The organism is Agrobacterium sp. 22-209-1, from assembly GCF_053522485.1.
On sequence record NZ_JBNWCH010000002.1, the window covers coordinates 336,212 to 356,254 of the forward strand.

Annotated in this window: 19 protein-coding genes; 10 read left to right on the plus strand and 9 right to left on the minus strand. The window is 59.7% G+C overall.

Going from position 1 to position 20,043, the window contains the following annotated elements:
- Positions 1 to 2 precede the first annotated feature (2 nt).
- Together ACQZ48_RS05895 and ACQZ48_RS05900 are read right to left on the minus strand one after the other, a co-directional pair.
- Complete coding sequence (locus ACQZ48_RS05895) at positions 3 to 302, minus strand: type II toxin-antitoxin system RelE/ParE family toxin (RefSeq protein WP_077982765.1); 300 nt, start codon at positions 300 to 302, stop codon at positions 3 to 5.
- Positions 299 to 574, minus strand: a complete 276-nt coding sequence (locus ACQZ48_RS05900; protein WP_077983025.1) for a YlcI/YnfO family protein — start codon at positions 572 to 574, stop codon at positions 299 to 301. Before ACQZ48_RS05900 ends, ACQZ48_RS05895 begins: the two co-directional genes overlap by 4 nt.
- A 145-nt stretch (positions 575 to 719) precedes the next feature.
- Here ACQZ48_RS05900 and ACQZ48_RS05905 point away from each other — a divergent pair, with 145 nt between their 5' ends.
- Entirely contained in the window at positions 720 to 2,063 is a 1,344-nt protein-coding gene (locus ACQZ48_RS05905; RefSeq protein ID WP_448728665.1) for a chloride channel protein, read from the plus strand.
- 4 nt (positions 2,064 to 2,067) lie between these two features.
- On the opposite strand, the gene ACQZ48_RS05910 is transcribed toward ACQZ48_RS05905, so the two are convergent.
- A complete protein-coding gene (locus ACQZ48_RS05910) occupies positions 2,068 to 2,820 on the minus strand; it encodes a DUF3750 domain-containing protein (RefSeq protein WP_162520405.1) in 753 nt (250 codons plus the stop codon).
- A gap of 73 nt (positions 2,821 to 2,893) precedes the next feature.
- Here ACQZ48_RS05910 and ACQZ48_RS05915 point away from each other — a divergent pair, with 73 nt between their 5' ends.
- A complete protein-coding gene (locus ACQZ48_RS05915) occupies positions 2,894 to 3,892 on the plus strand; it encodes an asparaginase (protein ID WP_448728666.1) in 999 nt (332 codons plus the stop codon).
- 134 nt (positions 3,893 to 4,026) lie between these two features.
- Positions 4,027 to 4,647 carry a glutathione S-transferase family protein gene (locus ACQZ48_RS05920; protein WP_077982763.1) on the plus strand — a complete coding sequence of 207 codons (621 nt, stop codon included), beginning with the start codon at positions 4,027 to 4,029 and terminating at the stop codon, positions 4,645 to 4,647.
- A 140-nt stretch (positions 4,648 to 4,787) separates the two neighbouring features.
- Here ACQZ48_RS05920 and ACQZ48_RS05925 read toward each other — a convergent pair whose 3' ends face one another.
- A complete protein-coding gene (locus tag ACQZ48_RS05925; protein WP_142912387.1) occupies positions 4,788 to 5,447 on the minus strand; it encodes a glutathione S-transferase family protein in 660 nt (219 codons plus the stop codon).
- Positions 5,448 to 5,529: 82 nt separating this feature from the next.
- Positions 5,530 to 6,045, minus strand: coding sequence for a MarR family winged helix-turn-helix transcriptional regulator (locus tag ACQZ48_RS05930; RefSeq protein WP_077982761.1), 516 nt, complete (start codon positions 6,043 to 6,045; stop codon positions 5,530 to 5,532).
- A gap of 140 nt (positions 6,046 to 6,185) precedes the next feature.
- On the opposite strand from ACQZ48_RS05930, the gene ACQZ48_RS05935 reads away from it, so the two are divergent.
- The 4 genes from ACQZ48_RS05935 to ACQZ48_RS05950 all read left to right on the plus strand — a co-directional run bounded on the left by ACQZ48_RS05935 (position 6,186) and on the right by ACQZ48_RS05950 (position 11,718).
- Positions 6,186 to 7,715, plus strand: a complete 1,530-nt coding sequence (locus ACQZ48_RS05935) for an MDR family MFS transporter (RefSeq protein WP_170985456.1) — start codon at positions 6,186 to 6,188, stop codon at positions 7,713 to 7,715.
- A 227-nt stretch (positions 7,716 to 7,942) separates the two neighbouring features.
- Positions 7,943 to 8,953, plus strand: a complete 1,011-nt coding sequence (locus ACQZ48_RS05940) for a ligase-associated DNA damage response exonuclease (protein WP_191217131.1) — start codon at positions 7,943 to 7,945, stop codon at positions 8,951 to 8,953.
- 1 nt (position 8,954) lies between these two features.
- A complete protein-coding gene (locus ACQZ48_RS05945; protein WP_448728667.1) occupies positions 8,955 to 10,580 on the plus strand; it encodes a cisplatin damage response ATP-dependent DNA ligase in 1,626 nt (541 codons plus the stop codon).
- Between the two features lie 172 nt (positions 10,581 to 10,752).
- Positions 10,753 to 11,718, plus strand: a complete 966-nt coding sequence (locus ACQZ48_RS05950) for an alpha/beta hydrolase family protein (RefSeq protein WP_448728668.1) — start codon at positions 10,753 to 10,755, stop codon at positions 11,716 to 11,718.
- A 34-nt stretch (positions 11,719 to 11,752) separates the two neighbouring features.
- On the opposite strand, the gene ACQZ48_RS05955 is transcribed toward ACQZ48_RS05950, so the two are convergent.
- Both ACQZ48_RS05955 and ACQZ48_RS05960 read right to left on the minus strand, forming a co-directional pair.
- The gene (locus tag ACQZ48_RS05955) at positions 11,753 to 12,535 is read right to left on the minus strand and encodes a glycosyltransferase family 32 protein (protein WP_162520407.1); all 783 of its coding nucleotides are present in this window, start codon (positions 12,533 to 12,535) and stop codon (positions 11,753 to 11,755) included.
- 154 nt (positions 12,536 to 12,689) lie between these two features.
- Positions 12,690 to 15,422: a heavy metal translocating P-type ATPase gene (locus ACQZ48_RS05960; protein ID WP_191216967.1), complete on the minus strand. Its 2,733-nt coding sequence runs from the start codon at positions 15,420 to 15,422 to the stop codon at positions 12,690 to 12,692.
- Positions 15,423 to 15,587: 165 nt separating this feature from the next.
- On the opposite strand from ACQZ48_RS05960, the gene ACQZ48_RS05965 reads away from it, so the two are divergent.
- The 3 genes from ACQZ48_RS05965 to ACQZ48_RS05975 all read left to right on the plus strand — a co-directional run bounded on the left by ACQZ48_RS05965 (position 15,588) and on the right by ACQZ48_RS05975 (position 18,461).
- Complete coding sequence (locus tag ACQZ48_RS05965; protein ID WP_137409924.1) at positions 15,588 to 16,496, plus strand: L,D-transpeptidase; 909 nt, start codon at positions 15,588 to 15,590, stop codon at positions 16,494 to 16,496.
- A gap of 155 nt (positions 16,497 to 16,651) precedes the next feature.
- The gene (locus tag ACQZ48_RS05970) at positions 16,652 to 17,377 is read left to right on the plus strand and encodes a L,D-transpeptidase (protein ID WP_077982755.1); all 726 of its coding nucleotides are present in this window, start codon (positions 16,652 to 16,654) and stop codon (positions 17,375 to 17,377) included.
- A gap of 55 nt (positions 17,378 to 17,432) precedes the next feature.
- Complete coding sequence (locus tag ACQZ48_RS05975; RefSeq protein WP_173988360.1) at positions 17,433 to 18,461, plus strand: calcium-binding protein; 1,029 nt, start codon at positions 17,433 to 17,435, stop codon at positions 18,459 to 18,461.
- Between the two features lie 42 nt (positions 18,462 to 18,503).
- Here ACQZ48_RS05975 and ACQZ48_RS05980 read toward each other — a convergent pair whose 3' ends face one another.
- Both ACQZ48_RS05980 and ACQZ48_RS05985 read right to left on the minus strand, forming a co-directional pair.
- Positions 18,504 to 19,283, minus strand: a complete 780-nt coding sequence (locus ACQZ48_RS05980) for a hypothetical protein (protein ID WP_191216966.1) — start codon at positions 19,281 to 19,283, stop codon at positions 18,504 to 18,506.
- A gap of 176 nt (positions 19,284 to 19,459) precedes the next feature.
- Positions 19,460 to 19,918 carry a MarR family winged helix-turn-helix transcriptional regulator gene (locus ACQZ48_RS05985; RefSeq protein ID WP_191216965.1) on the minus strand — a complete coding sequence of 153 codons (459 nt, stop codon included), beginning with the start codon at positions 19,916 to 19,918 and terminating at the stop codon, positions 19,460 to 19,462.
- Between the last annotated feature and the right edge of the window lie 125 nt (positions 19,919 to 20,043).

Consider the following 20,043-nt stretch of genomic DNA (forward strand, 5'->3'; position numbering starts at 1 on the left):
AATCAATGATAATCATCCTCGCGCTGGTGGCGGATCGCGAGGATTGTTACTTTCTCGGCACTTTCTATCTCAAAAAGAACGACATAGCCTGAAGAGCCAAATGGAATAAGAAACTCCCTCAGAAAGGGATTTTCTGCATCTACTTTCCGGCAGCTCAGCGGAAAATCCGCAAGTGCGGCAATTCCTTTTTCGATGGCCCTGTAGGCTCGCTTCGCCGCATATTTGTCCTGGCGAAGGAGATGTGCATAGAGGCGTGTTATATTGTCGCGCGCTCTGTCGGCAAGAAAAACCCGATATGTCACTTGTCGTTGTCTTCAGCAAGCTTTTCGTCGAGCATAGCTTTCAGCTCTGCAAGAACGTCCTCGGCTTTGTGATAGACGCCCGTTCGCTTGGATTCTTGGCGCGCTGCAAGCCCCTGCTTAATGAACTCCGCCTGAGATTTACGGATTTCCACCTGCTTGCGCACGGCTTCTTCCATAAATGCCGAAAGCGTCTCGCCGTCCTTCAGCACGCTTTCGGCTGCCTCGCGAAAATCCGCTGTCACCCGCAGCGAAGGAATTGTTGCCGTTTTCATGGATTTTCTCCCTGCGTTGCAATTGCGATGCATAAGATCGGTCATCTGCAGCGATAAGTCAAATGCAAAACCTTGCAATCGCGGGCCTTGAGGCAGATAAACGGGCTTAACCTCTGCCGAACACCAATTACCGATCCGGATTGCCATGCCCGTCGATTACAAAAAGCTGAAGATGCTCCGCCGTTCCCGTGTCGTCTGGGGCTCATGGCGGGTGTGGAGGCCGAGGGCGGTTTTCTGGATAGGTGCGATTGCGGTTGGCCTTATCAGCGTCGGGTTTGCGTGGGCGGCGGATCGGGCCCAGCACCTTTTCTTCGCGGCAACCTCATCGGGGGAATGGGCGTTTCTGCTGCCGCTCATCATCACGCCGCTCGGCTTCACGCTCTGCGCCTGGCTCGCGATCACGGTTTTTCCCAATGCCGGCGGTAGCGGCATTCCGCAGGCCATCGCTGCGCGGCACCTGCGGGAAGATGCGGACCGTTCGCGGCTTCTGTCGCTGAAGCTCGCTTTCGGCAAGGTGGTGCTGACGGTCGCCGGTCTGCTCTCCGGCGCGTCCATAGGCCGTGAAGGCCCGACCGTTCAGGTTGGCGCTTCGATCATGCTGCAGGCAGCCCGCTGGGGCGGCATGGCGCAGGCGAAGGGCCTCATTCTCGCCGGTTCGGCGGCAGGCATTGCGGCGGCCTTCAACACGCCGCTTGCGGGCATCGTCTTCGCCATCGAGGAAATGAGCAAGACCTATGAATCCCGCGCCAATGGTCTGGTTCTCACTGCCGTCATCCTGTCGGGCCTTGCCTCGCTGGCTCTGGTCGGCAGCTATACCTATTTCGGCACCAGCTCGGTCATGGCGAAAACGACGATGGACTGGCTGCTGGTGCTCGTCTGCGGTGTCGGCGGTGGTGCGTTTGGCGCTCTTTTCAGCTCTGGCGCCCTGCGCCTATCTGCGCGCATCCGCCGTTTCGCCCAGACCATGCCGTTAAAGCGGATGCTGGCAGTGGCGGCGGTCTGCGGCCTTGCCTCCGCGGCAATCGGAATAGTGTCTGGAGGCGCCACCTTCGGAACCGGTTACGAACAGGCGCGCGCCGCAATCGAGGGCGAGGCCGCGCCTACCTTCTTCTTCATCGAGAAACTGGCGGCGACGTTCCTTGCCATGATCTCGGGCATTCCCGGCGGCATTTTCGCGCCATCCTTGTCCGTGGGCGCGGGTTTCGGCAGCGCCATGGCCACCTTGCTCGGCACCAGCATCGGCCTTGGCGCCATCGTCGGCATGGCGGGTTATTTTGCGGGCGTGGTGCAGGCGCCGATGACGGCCTTTGTCATTATCCTTGAAATGACTGGCAATCATGAAGGCGTCATGCCCATCATGGCCGCATCGATGCTGGGATATCTGACATCGCGGCTTTTCTCCCGCGAGCCGCTTTATCATGGCCTGTCGCGGGTCTTCATCGCCCAGAGCATCCGCGCCCGACGCGCCGCTCAGGCCAGCGAAACGTAACCGTTTACGCGCGGATGCCCGCCACGCCGAAATAACCGAGCCCCGGTATCTTTACGCCGGGCCGGCTGAAATCGATGCCGGCGACAAGGCCGAGAAAATTCACCTCGAGACCGCTGCGGGCACCCGCCGAAACGCCGAACAGGCCGCCAAGCGAAACGCTTACATCCTTCCAGTCGTCGGCGATGTGGTAAAACGCGCCGTCCGGCAGATAATCGCGACCGACCGCATCCGGCGGCAGCACGACGCCGAGTTCCGGCACGCTGCGCAGCACATGGGCGACGAAGGTGTTGGAGTTGGGGCCGGGATAGATGCGATAGCCGCCCGGCTTGCCGTAGGGATAGTCGGCAATCGCCTTTTCGATCTTCGGGATCAGCTTTTCCGCTTCCGCGCCGTGAATGGCCACCACCTGACGCGGCATGTTGGAATACCAGTAGGCATCCGCCGCATAACCATTGTGGCGGATCGGCGTGCCCCAGCCCACCTTGTCATAACGGTCATAATTTGTGGCGTCCGGCTTTTTCAGCACGACCCAGGCATGGCTGGCGACCGAGCCCTTGAAACCGCCGGTCATGGCGGAAAAGACGTAGACGGCGGCTTCTCTGTTGCTGGACGCGGCCGGCAGCATGCCGGAGGACGACCATCTCGCGGCGTTCCAGCCGCGCGGATGGTCCTTCATGGCCCACAGGCCGGCCGATGCCAGCGCGGGAAGCAGATAGATAACGGCAATCGCCAGCAGCAGACGTTTTGCAAATTTCACTGATAGCCCCGTGCATCGAAAAATCAATTGCGGTATCAACCACATGAAATCAGAATTTTTTGAGGCCGCAAAAATGAACAATTCCGTTACCGTCGAAGTCACCAGGGGTAATCTGGTCGAAAGCCGCCATCATGGCCTCGCCGTGGTGGTGGATGGCGATGGCGGCGTGCTGTTTTCGGCTGGCGATATTGAGCGCGGCATCTTTCCGCGTTCCGCCTGCAAGGCCATGCAGGCGCTGCCGCTGGTGGAAAGCGGTGCTGCGGATGCCTATCAGTTCGGCAGCCGCGAACTCGCACTTGCCTGTTCCTCCCATTCCGGCGAGGACGCGCATGTGGAACTCGCCGCTTCGATGCTGGCGAAGGCGGGCAGGGACGTGGATACGCTGGAATGCGGCGCGCATTGGTCTTCCGACCAGAAAACCATCATCCATCAGGCCCGCACGCTGGAAAAGCCGACGGCGCTTCACAATAATTGCTCCGGCAAACATTCCGGTTTCATCTGCGCCTGTTGCCACACCGGCACTGACCCTGAGGGCTATATCGGTTACGATCATCCGCTGCAGCGGGAAATCCGCGCCACGATGGCAAGCCTGACGGGTGCTACTCTCGGCCATGACAATTGCGGCGTGGACGGCTGCTCCATCCCCACCTATGCCGTGCCGCTCAAGGGGCTGGCCCATGGTTTCGCGAAAATGGCGACGGGCAGGGGGCTGGAACCGGGCCGTGCGAAAGCCTCGCGTCGTCTCATCGAGGCCTGCATGGCTGAACCCTTTTACGTGGCGGGCACTGGCCGCGCCTGCACGAAGCTGATGCAGATCGCGCCGGGAAAAATCTTCGCAAAGACCGGCGCGGAGGGCGTCTTCATCGCCGCCCTGCCGAAAAAGGGCATCGCCATGGCGGTGAAATGCGAAGACGGCACGACGCGTGCGGCAGAAGCCATGGTTTCGGCATTGCTCGCCCGCCATTTCGATGAAGGCAGCGCCGAACAACAGGCGCTGAGCGGCATGGCGAACCGGCAGATGCGCAACTGGAACGGCATCCATGTCGGCGATGTCAGGGTCGTCGGTCTCTAAATAACCTTTGACGCGGCCGTTTGCCGGCACGATGATGGTGCGCCCTGCGTGTGACGGCCATCCCTTGGTCGCCGCGGGTCGGCGTCCGTACGAGGAAGAAACGGGCGCTTCATTGCTTTGGAGGTCGCATACCCATGTTCACACTGTTTTTTTCTCCCGGTTCCTGTTCCCGCGCCAGCCATATCGTGCTTGAGGAATCCGGCCTGCCTTACAAGGCCCACCGCGTCAATTTTGCGGAAGGCGAGCAACGCTCCGAGGCATTTTTAAAGATCAATCCCAAGGGCCGCGTGCCGGCGCTGGCAACGGCAAGCGGCGTGCTGACGGAGACGCCCGCCATCCTCGCCTTCATCGCCCAGATGGCGCCTGAGAAGAAACTCGCGCCACTCGACGATCCCTTCGAATTCGCGTTGATGCAGTCCTTCAACTCCTTCATTTCTTCGACGGTGCATGTCGCCCATGCCCACGGCCGGCGGGGCAGCCGCTGGGCGAATGAGGAAAGTTCGCTGGCCGATATGAAGGCGAAAGTGCCGCAGACCATGGGCGAGTGCTTCGAACTGATCGAACATGGCATGCTGCACGGCCCATGGGTTCTGGGCACCGCTTATTCGGTTGCCGATCCCTATCTTTTCGTCATGTCCGGCTGGCTGGAAAGCGACGGTGTGGATATTGCCCGCTTCCCGAAGGTGCACGACCATTTCCGCCGCATGAACGACCGGCCGGCGGTGCAGCGGGCGCTTGCGGGCGAGAGGGGTTAATAGTTACTGTCGTCATCCTCGGGCTTGTCCCGAGGATCTGCAACGTATTGATTTTATTTGACGTGGTTGGATCCTCGGGACAAGCCAGAGGATGACGTTGAGTACGGAGGGACGTCTCCAGTCCGCGCCCAAAGCGCGTGTCACGCCGCCTCGGCGGCCCGGCTGTCCCACATGGTCTTGAACGCCGTGCGGGCCTGGCAACGATCCAGCCAGGCTTTCAGCGCCGGATGGGCATCGAACAGCGGTTTGTGGCCCTGCGCGTAACGAACGATTTCCGCCGCGTTGAGATCGGCCACGGTGAAACGGTCTCCCACCAGATGATCATGGGTGGCGAGATGCTGCTCCAGCACCCGGAAGGGGCGCTTCAGCAGGCGGGCGGCGACGTCGATAACAGCCTTACCAGTATCGCTTTCCGACAGGCCCTCGGCGATGGCGGAGGAAATCTTAAGCGAATTGGTCTCGATTTCGGTGGCGGCGAAGAAGGACCATTGCAGCATCGCCGCATCTTCCTTCAGATCGACCGGCGCAAGCGGTCCGCCATATTTGCGGGCAAGGTAGAGATTGATGGCCATGGATTCGTAAAGCACCATGCCGTCATCCTCGATGCAGGGAATGGTACCCATCGGGTTGACGGCGAGAAATGCGGGAGACAGCGTGTTGAGCGGCGCATCCGCAGCCAGCGGATCGGCAAGGCGGCGGGCCTGTATGACGGGCACATGCTTGAATTCTATGCCCAGTTCACCCGCAAGCCACAGCGTGCGCGTGGCGCGGGAACGGTAGACACCGTAAATCGTCAACATCGAAATTACCCCTTGACCAGTTCGATGCGCCGCACGTTACGGTTTCGTCGCTTTAAAGTGAAGTTGCAGATCCCTGGGCCAACTATGATTTTTTCTGATCCGCGAATAAGTCCGTATCCGGTGACAGGCGATATTCGAAACGGTCGATAAAGCGTTCGAACAGGCGGGCGAATGTCTCCACATCCTCTGCCGGCCAGCCATCCATCACGTCCTCGATGACGCTCATCTTGGTCCGGCGCATTTCCTGCAAAAGGCTGGTGCCGAGCGGCGTAATCTCGACAATGCTGCGGCGGCCGTCTTCCTGGGAAACGCTGCGTTTCAGCAGGCCGCGTCCCACCATATCCGCCACCACCCGGCTACCGCGTGAGGGATCGATGCGCATGCCCTCGGCAATCGCACCCACGGTAACATCGCCTTCGGTGCGGCGCAGAATGTCGAGAACGTCTATATGGGAGAGTTCAAGACCCGGAGCGAGCTTGGCAAGCGCCATGCGGCCGATGATGCGGCGGCCGATCATGATGCGCATGCGCGTCATCGTATTGCCGATCCGCTTGATGTCCTCGGGCAGATCCTCGTTCCAGTTTTCCTCGCTCGCCACGCTTTGCCGTTCCTTTCATTGCCAGTTCGCGATCACATTTAGCGCGAATAACATGGATGTCAAAAACTTGCCATTGACATATATGTGCTGATAGCACACAAATTGCCGTAGCAAAACCGCCGTAGCCAACGAGATTTTTCATGGATATGTCCACCGCCCCCGTGGCGCCGCTTGTGTCGGATCATCGGCGCAGGCTCATCGTCTTTCTGTTCCTGATGCTGGCCATGTTCATGGCAACTCTCGATAACCAGATCGTATCGACAGCGCTTCCCACCATTGTCGGTGAATTCGGCGCGCTGGAGCGTTTCGGCTGGATCGGCTCGGCCTATCTGCTGGCGACCAGTGCTGTCATGCCTGTCTATGGCAAGCTTGGCGATCTGTTCGGACGCAAATATGTGATGATCGCGGCGGTCGTCATCTTCACGCTGGGTTCGCTGGCCTGCGGGCTGGCATGGTCGATGGACAGCCTGATTGCCGCCCGCGTGTTGCAGGGGCTTGGCGGCGGCGGCATCATGGTCTCGATCTTTTCCGTCAATGCAGATCTGTTCGAGCCGCGTGAACGCGCCCGCTACCAGAGCTATTCCAGCCTCACCATCATGGCGTCGGGCAGTGTCGGCCCGATCCTCGGCGGTACGATGAGCGACCTGTTCGGCTGGCGGTCAATCTTCCTCATTAACCTGCCGCTCGGCATCGTCGTCATTGCAGGGCTGGCATTGATGCTGCCTTACCGCCGCCCGGCGCGCCAGCCGAAGATCGATTATCTCGGCGCGGTCCTTTTGGCGGCCACCATTGCCAGCGTGGTCTTCTGGGCTGACAGCAGCGAATTGTTCGGCTCGCTCATCGCAGCCCCCAGTCTCGGCATTATCGCTTTTGCCGTCATCGCCGCTTTTCTCTGGGTGCAGGTGGAACGCCGCGCGCCGGAACCGGTGGTGCCGCTCAGGCTCTTCAAGGACAGCACCTTTCCACTCTTGATGATCGTCTCGCTGACCAGCGGCGGCATCGGCATCGGCATGGTCAATTATTATGCCCTGTTCCTGCAGACCACCACCGGGCTTTCGCCTTCCCATGCCGGCCTGTTCTTCATCGCCGTCACCGGCGGCATCGTCATGGGCTCGCTTTCGGCCGGACGGCTGATTTCGATCACCGGCGTCTACAAGCCCTTCTCTGTGGCGGGTCTTACCATCAACGTCATCGCCATGCTGCTCTTCACGCAGATGCATGCCGGAACGCCGCTTTGGGTGATTGCGGTCCTCATGTTGGCACAAGGCTTTGCTGTCGGGCTCGGCCAGCAGGCGCCGATCATCGGCGTGCAAAATTCCGCGCCCAAGGCGGATATTGGCGCGGCGAGCGGCGCGGTGACGCTGACCCGCATGGGCGGCGCTGCCATTGCCATTTCTGTCTATGGCGCCATCGTGTCCTCGAGCCTGAAAGGCGTCGCGGTCAATATTCCCGGTGTCGGCAAGATCGAGGAACTGACGCCTAAAATCCTCTCCGAACTCCCCGCCGCCTCACAGGCCGCCGTCGCCGCGCTCTACTCGGATGCGTTTACGCCGCTGTTCTTCGCGGCCGCCGCAACCGCCGCCATCGGCCTTGCCGCGGCGCTGATGCTGAAGCCGGTGCGGCTACCGGCGGCGGTTGAGGCGAAGCCGGCCGAAGGGGCGGGGGAGTAAAGGCCGTCACGCAATACGGTTCGATGGGATTGATGCGCCTTGTTCACGTTGCTCACCATACCTTCATCCCTGTGACGAGCGCAGAATGAGGGAAAGGACGGGCCGTGTAATGTGTTTCACCATCACGGTCCTACACAACAAAAACACCGCCGCTGGAAATTTAATGCACGTTCCGCGTTATGCTCGCAGCACTTTAGATTCGCGCGGGCGGCCCTATCTCAATGAATATGAAGCCGGAACAGCTGTTGAATTCCACGCCCAAGGGCCTTTATTGCCCGGCGGGTGATTTTTATATCGATCCCGTCCGCCCGGTGGCGCGGGCGCTCATCACCCACGGTCATTCCGACCACGCCCGCGCCGGCCATGGCGCGGTGCTGGCCACACGCCAGACGCTGGATATAATGCGCATCCGTTATGGCGAGGATTTCTGCGGCAGCGAGCAGGCGGTCGCATTCGGCGAAAGGGTGGAGGTAAACGGCGTTACCGTCGGTTTCCATCCAGCAGGCCATGTGCTGGGTTCGGCGCAAATCTCCGTGGAAATGAACGGGATGCGCATCGTCGCCTCGGGAGACTACAAGCGCGGCGTGGACCCCACCTGCGCGCCCTTCGAGACGGTGCCTTGCGATGTCTTCATCACAGAGGCCACCTTCGGCCTGCCGGTGTTTCATCATCCGCTGCCGCGCGTGGAAACGGCCAAGCTGCTCACCTCCATCAAACAGTTTCCCGACCGCACCCACCTCGTCGGGGCCTATTCGCTGGGCAAGGCGCAGCGCGTCATCCGTCTGCTCCGCGACAACGGTTATTCCGATCCCATTTACATTCACGGCGCGCTGGCACGGCTGTGTGATTATTACATCTCGCAGGGCATCGATCTCGGCGATCTGCGCCCCGCGACGCTCGAAAAAAGCGATCCCTCCGCCTTCAAGGGCGCGATCGTCGTCGGCCCGCCCTCCGCCTTTCAGGAACGCTGGGCACGGCGCTTCAACGAACCGCTGATCGCCTTCGCGTCCGGCTGGATGATGGTGCGGCAGAGGGCGAAGCAGGGCGGAGTAGAGCTGCCACTGGTGATCTCGGACCATTGCGACTGGCCGGAACTGCTGGAGACGATCAAGGAAATTTCCCCACAGGCCGTCTGGGTCACCCATGGCCGTGAGGAGGCGCTGGTGCGCTGGTGTCAATTGCAGGGTATTGCCGCCAAGCCGCTGCATCTTGTCGGTTACGAGGATGAGGGGGACTGAGATGAAAGCCTTCGCCACGCTGCTCGACCGTCTCGTTCTCACCCCGTCGCGCAACGGCAAACTGAAGCTGCTCACCGATTATTTCCGCGATACGCCCGATCCCGACCGGGGTTACGGTCTGGCGGCGATTGCCGGCACGCTGGACCTCAAGAGCGTCAAGCCGGCCATGCTGCGCGAACTGGTCATGGAGCGGATGGACGAGGTGCTGTTTCGTTATTCCTATGATTATGTCGGCGATCTTGCCGAGACCATCTCGCTGGTCTGGGGCAATATCGGTGGCGCGGATGACGCCGAGGCGCAGGATCCGCGCCTCGGAGAGGTCGTAACGTTGATGAATTCGCTGGGGCGTACCGAGGTGCGCGGCGCGGTGCGCGACCTCTTGGATCGGCTCGATACGTCCTCGCGTTTCGCTTTCCTCAAACTCGCAACCGGCAGCCTGCGCATCGGCGTTTCGGCGCGGCTGGCACGGCAGGCGCTGGCGGATTTTGCCGGCAAAGACATCACCGAGATCGAAACCCTCTGGCACGGGCTGACGCCGCCCTATACGCCGCTTTTCGCGTGGCTTGAGGGGAAGTCCGGGCGGCCGGTTCTGGCGACGCCCGCCATTTTCCATTCGGTCATGCTGGCGACGCCGGTTTCCGATGGCGATCTCGATGCGCTGGACCCGGCCGACTATGCCGCCGAATGGAAATGGGACGGTATTCGCGTGCAATTGTCCCGCGCCGGCGCCACGCGAAAACTCTATTCCCGCTCCGGCGACGATATCTCCGCCGCCTTTCCCGATGTTCTGGAGGCAATCGATTTCGAAGGCGTGATGGATGGCGAATTGCTGATTGGAGGCACGTCGCGCTCCAACAATCTCACCCGCACCTTTTCCGACTTGCAGCAGCGGCTGAACCGCAAGACGGTGACTGCGAAGATGCTGGATGATTATCCCGCCTTCATTCGCGCCTATGACCTGCTGTTCGAGGGCGAAAGCGATATTCGCGCCGAAAGCTACATGGAGCGCCGCGGCCGCCTCTCGGATATTATCGAGCACGCGCCGCATGATCGCTTCGACCTCTCGCCGCTGATTGGCTTTTCCAGCTGGCAGGAACTCGATACGCTTCGTGCCGCACCGCCCGATCCTGTGATCGAGGGCGTCATGATCAAGCGCCGTGACAGCACCTACCAGGCCGGGCGCGCCAAGGGCCCCTGGTTCAAGTGGAAACGCGATCCTTATAACATCGACGCCGTCATGATGTATGCCCAGCGCGGCCACGGCAAAAGATCGAGCTATTATTCCGATTTCACCTTTGGCGTCTGGGCGGAAGGCGAGGATGGCGAACAGCTGGTGCCGGTCGGAAAGGCCTATTTCGGCTTCACCGATGCGGAGCTGGAGGTGCTGGACAAATTCGTGCGCGACAACACCGTCGAGCGTTTCGGCCCGGTGCGGGCGGTGCGCGCGACGCCGGATTTCGGTTTCGTGCTGGAGGTGGCCTTCGAAGGCATCAACCGCTCCACCCGCCACAAATCCGGCGTGGCCATGCGCTTCCCGCGCATTTCGCGGCTTCGCGCCGACAAGGTGCCGGCGGAGGCGGACAGGCTCTCGACTCTGGTGGCGATGATCGACGGCGTGGAAGGGTAAAGGCGCCTTGACCGTCCCTCATCCCCCGCGGCAGGCGCAGGAACGGAGAGACGCTGTCCCGAAATTGCCATGATGGCTGCGAATACATTGTTGTCATTCGCGAATCCGTGATTGGACAGCCTCAAGCCGCAGTGTTGAACTGCTCTAGTAACCATCCCCCGCAGGTGACCATATGGCAGACAAACGCTTTCTTTCCCAAGCCTTCGGACAGGAAAAGAGCGGCGCCATCTCGCCGGGCCTGACGCGGCGAAGCCTTGTGGCCGGCGCCATGGGGCTGTCAGCGTCCGCATTTTTACCACCCCGTGCGAAAGCGGGCATTGCTGCGCCAGAGGTGCTGCCGCTGGAGCGGCAGGATTATGCGGTGGCGCGTCGGCATTTCCACACCCATCTCCTGCGAAAAATGCCGGCACCGGAAAAATCTTCCGCGCTCGGCACGCCGCCCGGGGCGACACGGATCACCTATCCGGGCGGGCCGGACGGTTCCATTGCGCTTGTCGCGTGGCTCTCCCGCTACCAGCCCTCAAAAACGCTAAAGCCCGCCGTTCTTTTCCTCCATGGCGGCAACGCCACCGGGGACGGCCATTGGGCGCTGATGAAGCCCTATTGGGAAGCGGGCTATGTCGTGCTTCTGCCATCCTTCCGTGGTGAAAACGGCCAGAGCGGCAATTATTCCGGCTTTTACGACGAAACGACGGATGCGCTGGCCGCCGCCGCCTATCTGGAAAAACTTCCCGGCATCGACAGAAACCGCTTCTTCATCGCTGGCCATTCCAATGGCGGCACGCTGACGCTTCTGGCTGCAATGAGCCGGACGTTTCGCGCCGCAGCACCCATCTCCGCCGGCGTCAGTTCCTGGCGTTATTTCAACCGCTATAGCGACGAGATCTGTTTCGACGAGACCGACGAGCGCGAATTCATCATGCGCTCCTCCGTCTGTTTCGGCCCCAGCCTCAAATGTCCGGCGCTGCTTTTGCGGGGCACGGAGGAACGGCCTTTCGATGCCGATCACCAGCTTTTCGTGGATCGCGCCCTGACATCGGGTTTCAAGGTCGACAAAAAGCTCTTGCCCGGCACCCATAATGGTGTTGTGCCGCATGCGGTCGAGGAAAGCATCCGCTTTTTCAACAGTTTCGCCTGAGGCGCCAGTTTCGCCTCCAGCAGAAAGGCCGCCGCTAGTTTTTGACGATTGCGGTTTTGGCCTGCTCCGCCCACCATGCGCCGTCCTTCTTGTCGGCATATTGGGCGCGCTTGTTGGTGAACTGCCCCTGGGTACACATTTCGCGGTAATTGCGGACAGGCAGGCCCAGTTCCTTGACGACGGCATGCACCACCGTCGGGCCGGTCATGTCATAGACGCTGACGAGCGTCCCGTCTTCGATATTCTGGGCAATACGATCGGCTATCAGCCTGAGCGCCGGGTGGCCGGGTTTTGATGCCATGAAGTAATTTGTGATTTCGCCGTCTTTCATGGCAATGAAAACGGCTTCTTCATCCGTGCCGATCACATCTTCCGGGCGAGCCGCAAAATTGGAATCGATATCGAGATAGATGCCGCCTTCCTGCAGAAGCACCAGAATACGCCAGAAATCGGCCTTGGCGGCGCCCACCTGCAGGCGGCGGAAGGCATCGGCGTAACGTCCGGGAAAATGCCGGTCGATATAGGCCTGGCATGCCTCGTCATCATGATAGCGATATTCGAATTCCGGCGTCAGCCAACGGTTGAACAGGAAATTCGCATAGATCGGCGTCGTTACCCGGTTGGAGTAATTGGTCTGCCAGATGATGCGGGGAATGGCTTTTTCCGATTTCGGGCTGCGCCTGGCGGGCCGATACTGCGGAAGCGTTTTTCTTCTGCCTGGCCGCAAAAACAGATCGATGGAGAAAATAACCTTCACGATATTGCCGCCGATTTTGATCGCGCGATACGCAATGCGGTTATAGCCAGTCTTTGCCAATGTCAGCGCTCCTGCGCGTGGAATCGTTTGTCACGCGCGTGGAAAACGGCGGTACGCGGTATGTATTGGACGCAATTAGTTTGTCAATATGCCGTAAATAAGACGGCCGGGCCTCGATGGACGAGGCCCGGCCGTCGTGCACGCAAATGGAATTTCAGCCCTTGCGGTTGAAATAGCCGAGCAGCCGCATAGCGTTGGCGGTGACCAGAACCGTCGCGCCGGTGTCGGCGAAAACGGCGAGCCACAGGCCTGAAACGCCGGTTACGGTGGTCACCAGGAAGACCGCTTTCAGACCAAGCGCGATGGTTACGTTCTGGCGGATATTGCTCATGGTGGCGCGTGACAGGCCGATGAGGCGCGCGGCGTCGCCGACATTGTTGCGCATCAGCGCCGCATCCGCCGCCTCCATCGCCACATCCGTACCGGAACCGATGGCGACACCGACGCTGGCGGCAGCAAGGGCAGGGGCATCGTTGATGCCGTCGCCCACCATGACAACGGTTTTCTTTTCGGCCAGCTTGCGGATTTCCTCGACCTTGTTCTGCGGCAGCAGTTCGCCGCGCGCCTCAAGGCCCAGCTTGTTGCCGATGGCGCGTGCGGTGCGGGCATTGTCGCCCGACAGCATCAGCGAGGAAATGCCCATATCCTTCAGCGCTTTCACACCTTCGGCCGCATCCTTGCGCGGCTCGTCGCGCATGGCGAAGAGGCCGCTTGCCGCGCCGCCGGTCATCACGACAGCCACCGTCTTGCCTTCGCTTTCCAGCGCGGAAATGCGATCGGAAAGGTCCTTCGAGAGCGTTCCGACCTCAGTCGCAAAGCGCGGTGCGCCGATGAACAGCTCCTTGCCTCCGACAGTGCCCTGCATGCCGCGACCGGAAATCGCCTTGATGTTGGAGCCGGGCAGGGGCTTCACGCCGGCCTTTTCGGCATGATTGACGATGGCGCGGGCGAGCGGGTGGCTCGACTCGTTTTCGATGGTCGCGGCCTGCGCAATCAGTTCGGCCTCGTTGCCGTCAAGCGCGATCACATCCGTCACGACGGGCTCACCGAGCGTCAGCGTGCCGGTCTTGTCGAAGGCGACGGTTTCGGTGCGCGCCAGCATCTCGATGACAGCACCACCCTTCACCAGCATGCCGTGGCGTGCTGCAGCCGAAAGGCTGGAGGCAATCGCCGCGGGAACGGAGATGACCAGCGCGCAGGGGCAACCGATGAGGAGCAGCGCGAGACCGCGATAAATCCAGGTATCCCAGTCGCCGAGGCCCACAAGCGGCGGAACGACGATGGTCAGCACCGAGATCGCGACGATTAGCGGCATGTAATAACGCGAGAAGCTCTGGATGAAGCGTTCGGTCGGGGCGCGGGCGTCCTGGGCTTCTTCGACAAGCGTGATGATGCGGGCAATGGTGTTGTCTTCCGGCGCGCGGTCGACACGGATGCGCAGCGAACCGTCATGGTTGATCGAGCCGGCGAAGACTCGGTCGCCCTTTTCTTTCGCGACCGGAATGCTCTCGCCGGTCATCGGCGATTCGTCGACGCTGGACTGGCCTTCCATGACTACGCCGTCGGCGGCGATACGGTCGCCGGGGCGCGCCACGACCACTTGGCCGATGCGCACCTGATCGGCGGAGATCTGCCGAAGCGATCCGTTTTCCTCAACCATCGCGGTTTTTGGCAAGAGCGAACCGAGCGCCTTGATGCCGGAGCGAGCGCGGGCGGCCGCAAAACCTTCCAGCAATTCGCCGACGGAGAAGAGCAGCACGACGATGGCCGCCTCTTCCGCCTCGCCGATGATGATCGCGCCGATGGCGGCAATCGTCATCAGCATCTCAATGGTGAAGACAGCGCCGAAACGGGCGGCGTTGACGGCGTTCTTCGCGATGGGGAAAAGCGTGGCGAGCGTCGCGACGACGAAGGCGTAACTTCCCCAGGCCGGGAAGGTCAGTTCCGCCGCATAGGCAATCGCGACCAGAATGGTGCCGGTGAAGGTGTTGCGCGCCTTGGCGGTGCGCCACCATGCACCTTTTTCGTCCGCGCCATGGGCGTGCCCTATCTCGGCGCTCTGGCTTGCGGCGGCCGGCGCGGCAGCGTGGGAGTGGCCCGCATGGTCGTGTCCGTGATCGTGACCTGAATGATCATGGCCGGAGTGATCGTGGCCGGAGTGATCGTGGTCATGCCCGTTACAGGAATGGTGCTCGTGTCCCGAATGGTCGTGTGCTGCGTGATCATGCCCGGAATGGTCGTGATCGTGATGGCCACCGCATGTCGCGTGATCATGGTCATGTTCGTGCTTATGATCCGGCGTCTTTTCGCGTGCGGTCTTTTCCTGCGGCAGCAGAGCGGGTTTGAAGCCGAGCTTGCGCAGCGTATCCTCGATTTTGTCGACCGGGGTCTTGTTCTCGGCAAGCGAGAGGTTCAGCCTTTCGCGGGCCACCGAAACCTTGACGTCGCCGACGCCGGGCAAACGGGAAAGCGCGGTTTCGATCTTGGCCGCGCAGCTACCGCAATCCATCCCGCCGACTGAAAAGATCAGCGCGTTGCTCTTGTCCGCGCCCGTTTCGGCCTCGTCATGGTGGTGGCCGCCGCAGGAGGAATGATCATGATGATCGGCTTCGACCTTTGCAGCGGGCGCTTTGTCGCGCGGCAGCAGAGCGGGCTTGAAGCCGAGCTTGCGCAACGTATCCTCGATCTTTTCGACCGGAGTCTTGTTCTCGGCCAGCGAAAGGTTCAGCCTTTCGCGAGCGACGGAAACCTTGACGTCGCCGACGCCGGGCAGGCGGGAGAGCGCGGTTTCGATCTTCGCCGCGCAGCTGCCGCAATCCATGCCGCCGACCGAAAAGGTCAGGTCCTCCGATGCTCCGTTCAAACTGCCGCGTGTCGAAATATTCATGGTTCGCTCCTGAATTCCACTCGACAGCCAATCTGGCACCTCTAGCGACTAGAGCTTCAAGAGGAAAAATGCGGTTTTTCGATTTTTTTTGAAAAAACGACGCCAGCTTCGCGCCAGCCGCGGGGTCCATCATGCCGGCAGATTGGATTCCATGAAGCGGTTCAGATGATAGCACTCCTTTTGAAAAATGGTCGCCGGGCGGCCTCTCTGATGGCTCTTGCGGTTCTGCCGCTGCTGGGCGGTTGCCTTTTCGTGACGGATACGACCCGGATGGACCCGGATGTTTTCGTCAGGGAAACGGCGCCGGTGTTCAATTTCAACTCCGTCAGCTCCAATCGCCAGCCGGAACTGCCGCCGCAGCCGGGCCAGCTTTCAACCCGCCCGCCGGATCTGTTCAGAACCCGCTTCCATCAGGAATACGGTCCTCCAGTGCGCGGCCAGGGGCTGCAAGCCCCACAGGTGCAAGGTTATAACGCCCCTCAGGGACGTGGTCAGGCCATGGCTTATGGCCTGCCGGTTTCCAATCCGCTGCACCGGGTCATATATGGCCCGATCCGCGACGATGACCGCTCGTTGCCGGCCATTCCCTATGGCCGCATCGATCCGCGTTATCTCAGGCAGGAAGTGAGCTACCAGACGGCGGAAGCGCCGGGCACCATCGTGGTCGATACGAAGCAGCATTTTCTTTATCTCGTGCAGTCCGGCGGCAAGGCGATCCGTTACGGCGTTGGGCTGGGGCGCGACGGTTATGCCTGGTCGGGTCGCGGCAAAATCCAGTGGAAGGCAAAATGGCCGCGCTGGACGCCGCCGGATGAAATGGTCAAGCGCCAGCCGGAACTCGCCTCCATCTCCGCTGCCAATGGCGGCATGACGCCAGGTCTCAACAATCCGCTCGGTGCGCGCGCGCTTTATATTTTCAAGGACGGCAAGGACACGCTGTACCGCGTGCACGGCACGCCGGACTGGCAATCCGTGGGCAAGGCGACGTCCTCCGGCTGCGTGCGCATGCTCAATCAGGATGTGATCGATCTCTATGAGCGTGTGCCGCAAGGGGCGCAGATTGTGGTTATCTGAACACGTTCTAAAAGAAAGAGTTGCCAGACCCATTCCGCCGGCGCCTTGTGACTGGCTTTTAGCGGTCGGTTAACTATTTTCGCAATACGCATGAAACGGAACAAATGACGTACAACGGCGGTATAGCCGTTCGAAATGTGGGACAACCCGGCCTTATGACAAGTACCGACACAGATTTTTCCAGACGCACCTTCCTTTCCCTTCTCGGCATCTCCTCCGCTTCGCTTCTCGCAGGCTGTGCCTCATCCGGTCCGGGAGGTGCCATTCGCCAGCAGGCAGGCGCCATCGGCAGCGATTTCCGGCAGATGTTCTCGCCGGGCGTCAGCGATGCGGAACTGGCCGTCATGTACGGCTCTGTTGAGGATGGCGGTTACGTCATTCCCGCCGTGCCCTATCAGAAGATCGACCGCCGTTATTATCGCCAGCGGGTTGTCGATCCGACCGGCGAACGCCCCGGCACCGTCGTCGTCGATACGCGTTCGCGCTTCCTTTACGTGGTGGAGCCGGGCGGCAGCGCCATGCGGTACGGCGTCGGCATCGGCCGCGAAGGTTTCGCCTGGTCGGGCGAGGGCGTCATCCAGTGGCGTCAGAAATGGCCGAAATGGACCCCGCCGGACGAAATGGTCGCCCGCCAGCCGGAACTCACCAAATATTCTTCCAAGAACGGTGGCATGCCGCCCGGCCTGAAGAACCCGCTCGGCGCGCGCGCCCTTTATATCTTCCAGAACGGCAAGGACACGCTCTACCGCCTGCACGGCTCGCCGGAATGGAACTCCATCGGCAAGGCCGTCTCCTCCGGTTGTGTGCGCCTGATGAACCAGGACGTCATCGACCTCTACGACCGCGTGCCGCAAAAGGCGCGTGTGGTGGTGTGGCAGTAAGCTGACGGAGCATCCGAACCACATTCAGTACATAAGCTGACCGAGCTGAAAAATAATGGCTGCAACACGAAACGTGCTGCGGCCATTTTTTGTTATAATGAATACGGGTTATTATGGTGATCGTTACGGCGCGGTTAGGAACGATACGTTTCAGCTTGGTGGCAGTGCGTTTGGCGGTCTAGGTGGAGTCCAGAACGGGTGGGAGCGGTTTTATGGCGGTGAAGGGGAGGATAGAATTTATGTCTCTCCAACGTCGGGCTACTCGTGGACCGCCATCATGATTGCCGATAATGGCTTGAGCAGTATTGAAAAAATTCAATTCAATCAGTTTAGCCAATGGCCGGTGGAGCCCGTCTACTTTGCAGGAAAAGTTGATTTTTCGAGTGTTAAGTACATGGATTCCAGCGTTACGATCTATGGCAGGGCGAACGATAATACGTTCATCGGCGGCAGGCTCGGTGAGACAGTTCAAGGCGATGGCGGGAACGACACGCTTTACGGCAATGGTGGCAATGACAGACTATTCGGCGACTCTACCAGTGCTAATCGCTGGGTTGCGGATTTGAACGCGGCCGGGAACGATAAGCTCTATGGTGGTGATGGAAACGACTACCTTAACGGCCAAGGTGGTAACGACCTTCTGTATGGCGATGGAGGCGATGACAGTCTTTATGGTGGGACTGGAACCGACCAGCTGAGCGGTGGGGACGGCGCAGACAAGCTATTTGGTGAAGCTGGAAATGACCAGTTGCGCGGCGGAGCTGGAAACGATGTTCTCGACGGAGGCGCAGGCAGCGATTTGATCGAAGGTGGAGATGGTGAAAACGTTCTTTGGGGTGGGGCTGACGCTGACACGTTCTATTTTTCCATCAGGAGCGCGCAAGACACTATCAAAGACTTCCAGTTAGGAAGTGATAGAATACGGTTTGACACCGCGATAGCAGACGATTTTGCGGATCTTGTGATTGCAGACGGTGTCAACGGACACGCCAATATTAGCGTGGACGGTTTGCAAATTGTGCTTTCTGACGTCTCGGCTGCATCACTGGTCCCTTCTATGTTTGAATTTGGCTTGCTTGCATGAGTTAAAGGGTCGGCGCTCCGTCGGAAAACCGACGGGGCACTCTCAACTTGAATACGACTGGAGTTCCGATTTTTTGTAGGCTTTTACCAAGCTCCCCATTTTGTCGAAAATTTCCAGTTCGCCGGTTTCTTTGTACTCAACCATTTTCTGCCCGTTGCCGTAATATAGCGTACCGGGTGTAACCGACACCTGACCATTTTCACCCAGTTTAAGAACTATGGCGGAACCGAAAAATTCCTTAAGCGCTTTTTCGCTGTCATGCATATACTGTCTCGACACTTCGCAATATGTTCCATCGAGAGAGTTGTTGAGTTCCGCCATTTTGACTTGGCCTTCGTAAACTCGGTCACTGATAAAATACGCGACCTGCTTTTTCACAAGCGCCTCATCCTCACCATTCGCGATGCGTTTTGCACCCCACTCAGTGTACTGGGCATCGTACTCTTCGCGCGCTGGCACAATGATTTTTGATACTTGGCGCGGACTGGCTCTCGAAGCCATGGATATTAGCTCCTTTACAATCGCTTCTGCATTCTCCGCTGTCCGTTCGATCGGCTTGATGTAAGAGGACGACATTATATACGTCGCCGCGGCGTTCATCGCGCTTACCGTTGCCTGCGGAATGGCGGCGGAGACTATCTCCTTTGTGGCAACAGTCTCCTGTTTTACTTTGGTAACGCGGGAAGCAAGCGATACGATCGTGTCAATGGCTTGCGCAGTCTTCTGCGGGCTGTCTGCGACAATATTGAGGATCGAGTTAGCGGCTCTATTCTGTGAGATGTCCCGCGTGGAAAAAATTTGATTGAGAATGGTCAATGCCATCGAATTCGCAGAGATCAAAGTCATCAATATGCCTTTTGAAATCTGCCGCAAAATGCCTTCATCGGCTTTTGGGGCTGGAAATGCAGCTGCAAATCATATTAGCTGCATAAAATATAAATGCAACTTTATCGGGAACTAGTTAATAAATCCTTTCCGACCCCTTGTTTTTCAGGGGATCAACCCCTCGAAAGGCCATCCTTCAACGCATTCACCCGGTCCCGCAGCTGGGCCAGTTCCTCCAGCCCGCAGCCGGTGGCGCCGCCGATTGCTGCCATGATCTTCACGCCCTCTTTCTTGAGGTCGGCGCCTTTAGGCGTCAGCGCCACCAGCACCTGCCGCTCGTCCACCGTGCCGCGTTTGCGGGTGATCAGCCCCGCATGTTCGAGCCGTTTCAGCAGCGGCGACAACGTGCCCGAATCGAGGCCCAGCATTTCGCCGAGCGCCTTGACGGTGGATGTCTCCTTTTCCCATAGCGCCATCATGACAAGATATTGCGGATAGGTCAGCCCGATCGGGTCGAGCAACGGCTTATAGGCGCGCGTGAAGGCGTGCGCCGCGCCATAAAGGGCAAAACATATCTGCTGGTCCAGCCTCAACAGGCTTTCCATTGTCTTCTCGTCGCCCGCTGCGTCCATTTTCCTGCTCCAAAATCAACCGGGGAGGGAACAATCAGCCCCCGCTTTCGGTTCCTGCCGCATGGATGCGCGGCGAAATTTCTTGAAAATTATCGCAAAAAACAAAATCGCATTCAATGTGCAAA

Excerpts from the sequence above, each read along its gene's own strand:
- ACQZ48_RS05900 (WP_077983025.1), bottom strand. The coding sequence starts at position 574 with ATGAAAACGGCAACAATTCCTTCGCTGCGGGTGACAGCGGATTTTCGC.
- ACQZ48_RS05905 (WP_448728665.1), top strand. The coding sequence starts at position 720 with ATGCCCGTCGATTACAAAAAGCTGAAGATGCTCCGCCGTTCCCGTGTC.
- ACQZ48_RS05915 (WP_448728666.1), top strand. The coding sequence starts at position 2,894 with ATGAACAATTCCGTTACCGTCGAAGTCACCAGGGGTAATCTGGTCGAA.
- ACQZ48_RS05920 (WP_077982763.1), top strand. The coding sequence starts at position 4,027 with ATGTTCACACTGTTTTTTTCTCCCGGTTCCTGTTCCCGCGCCAGCCAT.
- ACQZ48_RS05925 (WP_142912387.1), bottom strand. The coding sequence starts at position 5,447 with ATGTTGACGATTTACGGTGTCTACCGTTCCCGCGCCACGCGCACGCTG.
- ACQZ48_RS05935 (WP_170985456.1), top strand. The coding sequence starts at position 6,186 with ATGGATATGTCCACCGCCCCCGTGGCGCCGCTTGTGTCGGATCATCGG.
- ACQZ48_RS05940 (WP_191217131.1), top strand. The coding sequence starts at position 7,943 with ATGAAGCCGGAACAGCTGTTGAATTCCACGCCCAAGGGCCTTTATTGC.
- ACQZ48_RS05945 (WP_448728667.1), top strand. The coding sequence starts at position 8,955 with ATGAAAGCCTTCGCCACGCTGCTCGACCGTCTCGTTCTCACCCCGTCG.
- ACQZ48_RS05950 (WP_448728668.1), top strand. The coding sequence starts at position 10,753 with ATGGCAGACAAACGCTTTCTTTCCCAAGCCTTCGGACAGGAAAAGAGC.
- ACQZ48_RS05960 (WP_191216967.1), bottom strand. The coding sequence starts at position 15,422 with ATGAATATTTCGACACGCGGCAGTTTGAACGGAGCATCGGAGGACCTG.
- ACQZ48_RS05965 (WP_137409924.1), top strand. The coding sequence starts at position 15,588 with ATGATAGCACTCCTTTTGAAAAATGGTCGCCGGGCGGCCTCTCTGATG.
- ACQZ48_RS05970 (WP_077982755.1), top strand. The coding sequence starts at position 16,652 with ATGACAAGTACCGACACAGATTTTTCCAGACGCACCTTCCTTTCCCTT.
- ACQZ48_RS05975 (WP_173988360.1), top strand. The coding sequence starts at position 17,433 with ATGGCTGCAACACGAAACGTGCTGCGGCCATTTTTTGTTATAATGAAT.
- ACQZ48_RS05980 (WP_191216966.1), bottom strand. The coding sequence starts at position 19,283 with ATGGCATTGACCATTCTCAATCAAATTTTTTCCACGCGGGACATCTCA.
- ACQZ48_RS05985 (WP_191216965.1), bottom strand. The coding sequence starts at position 19,918 with ATGGACGCAGCGGGCGACGAGAAGACAATGGAAAGCCTGTTGAGGCTG.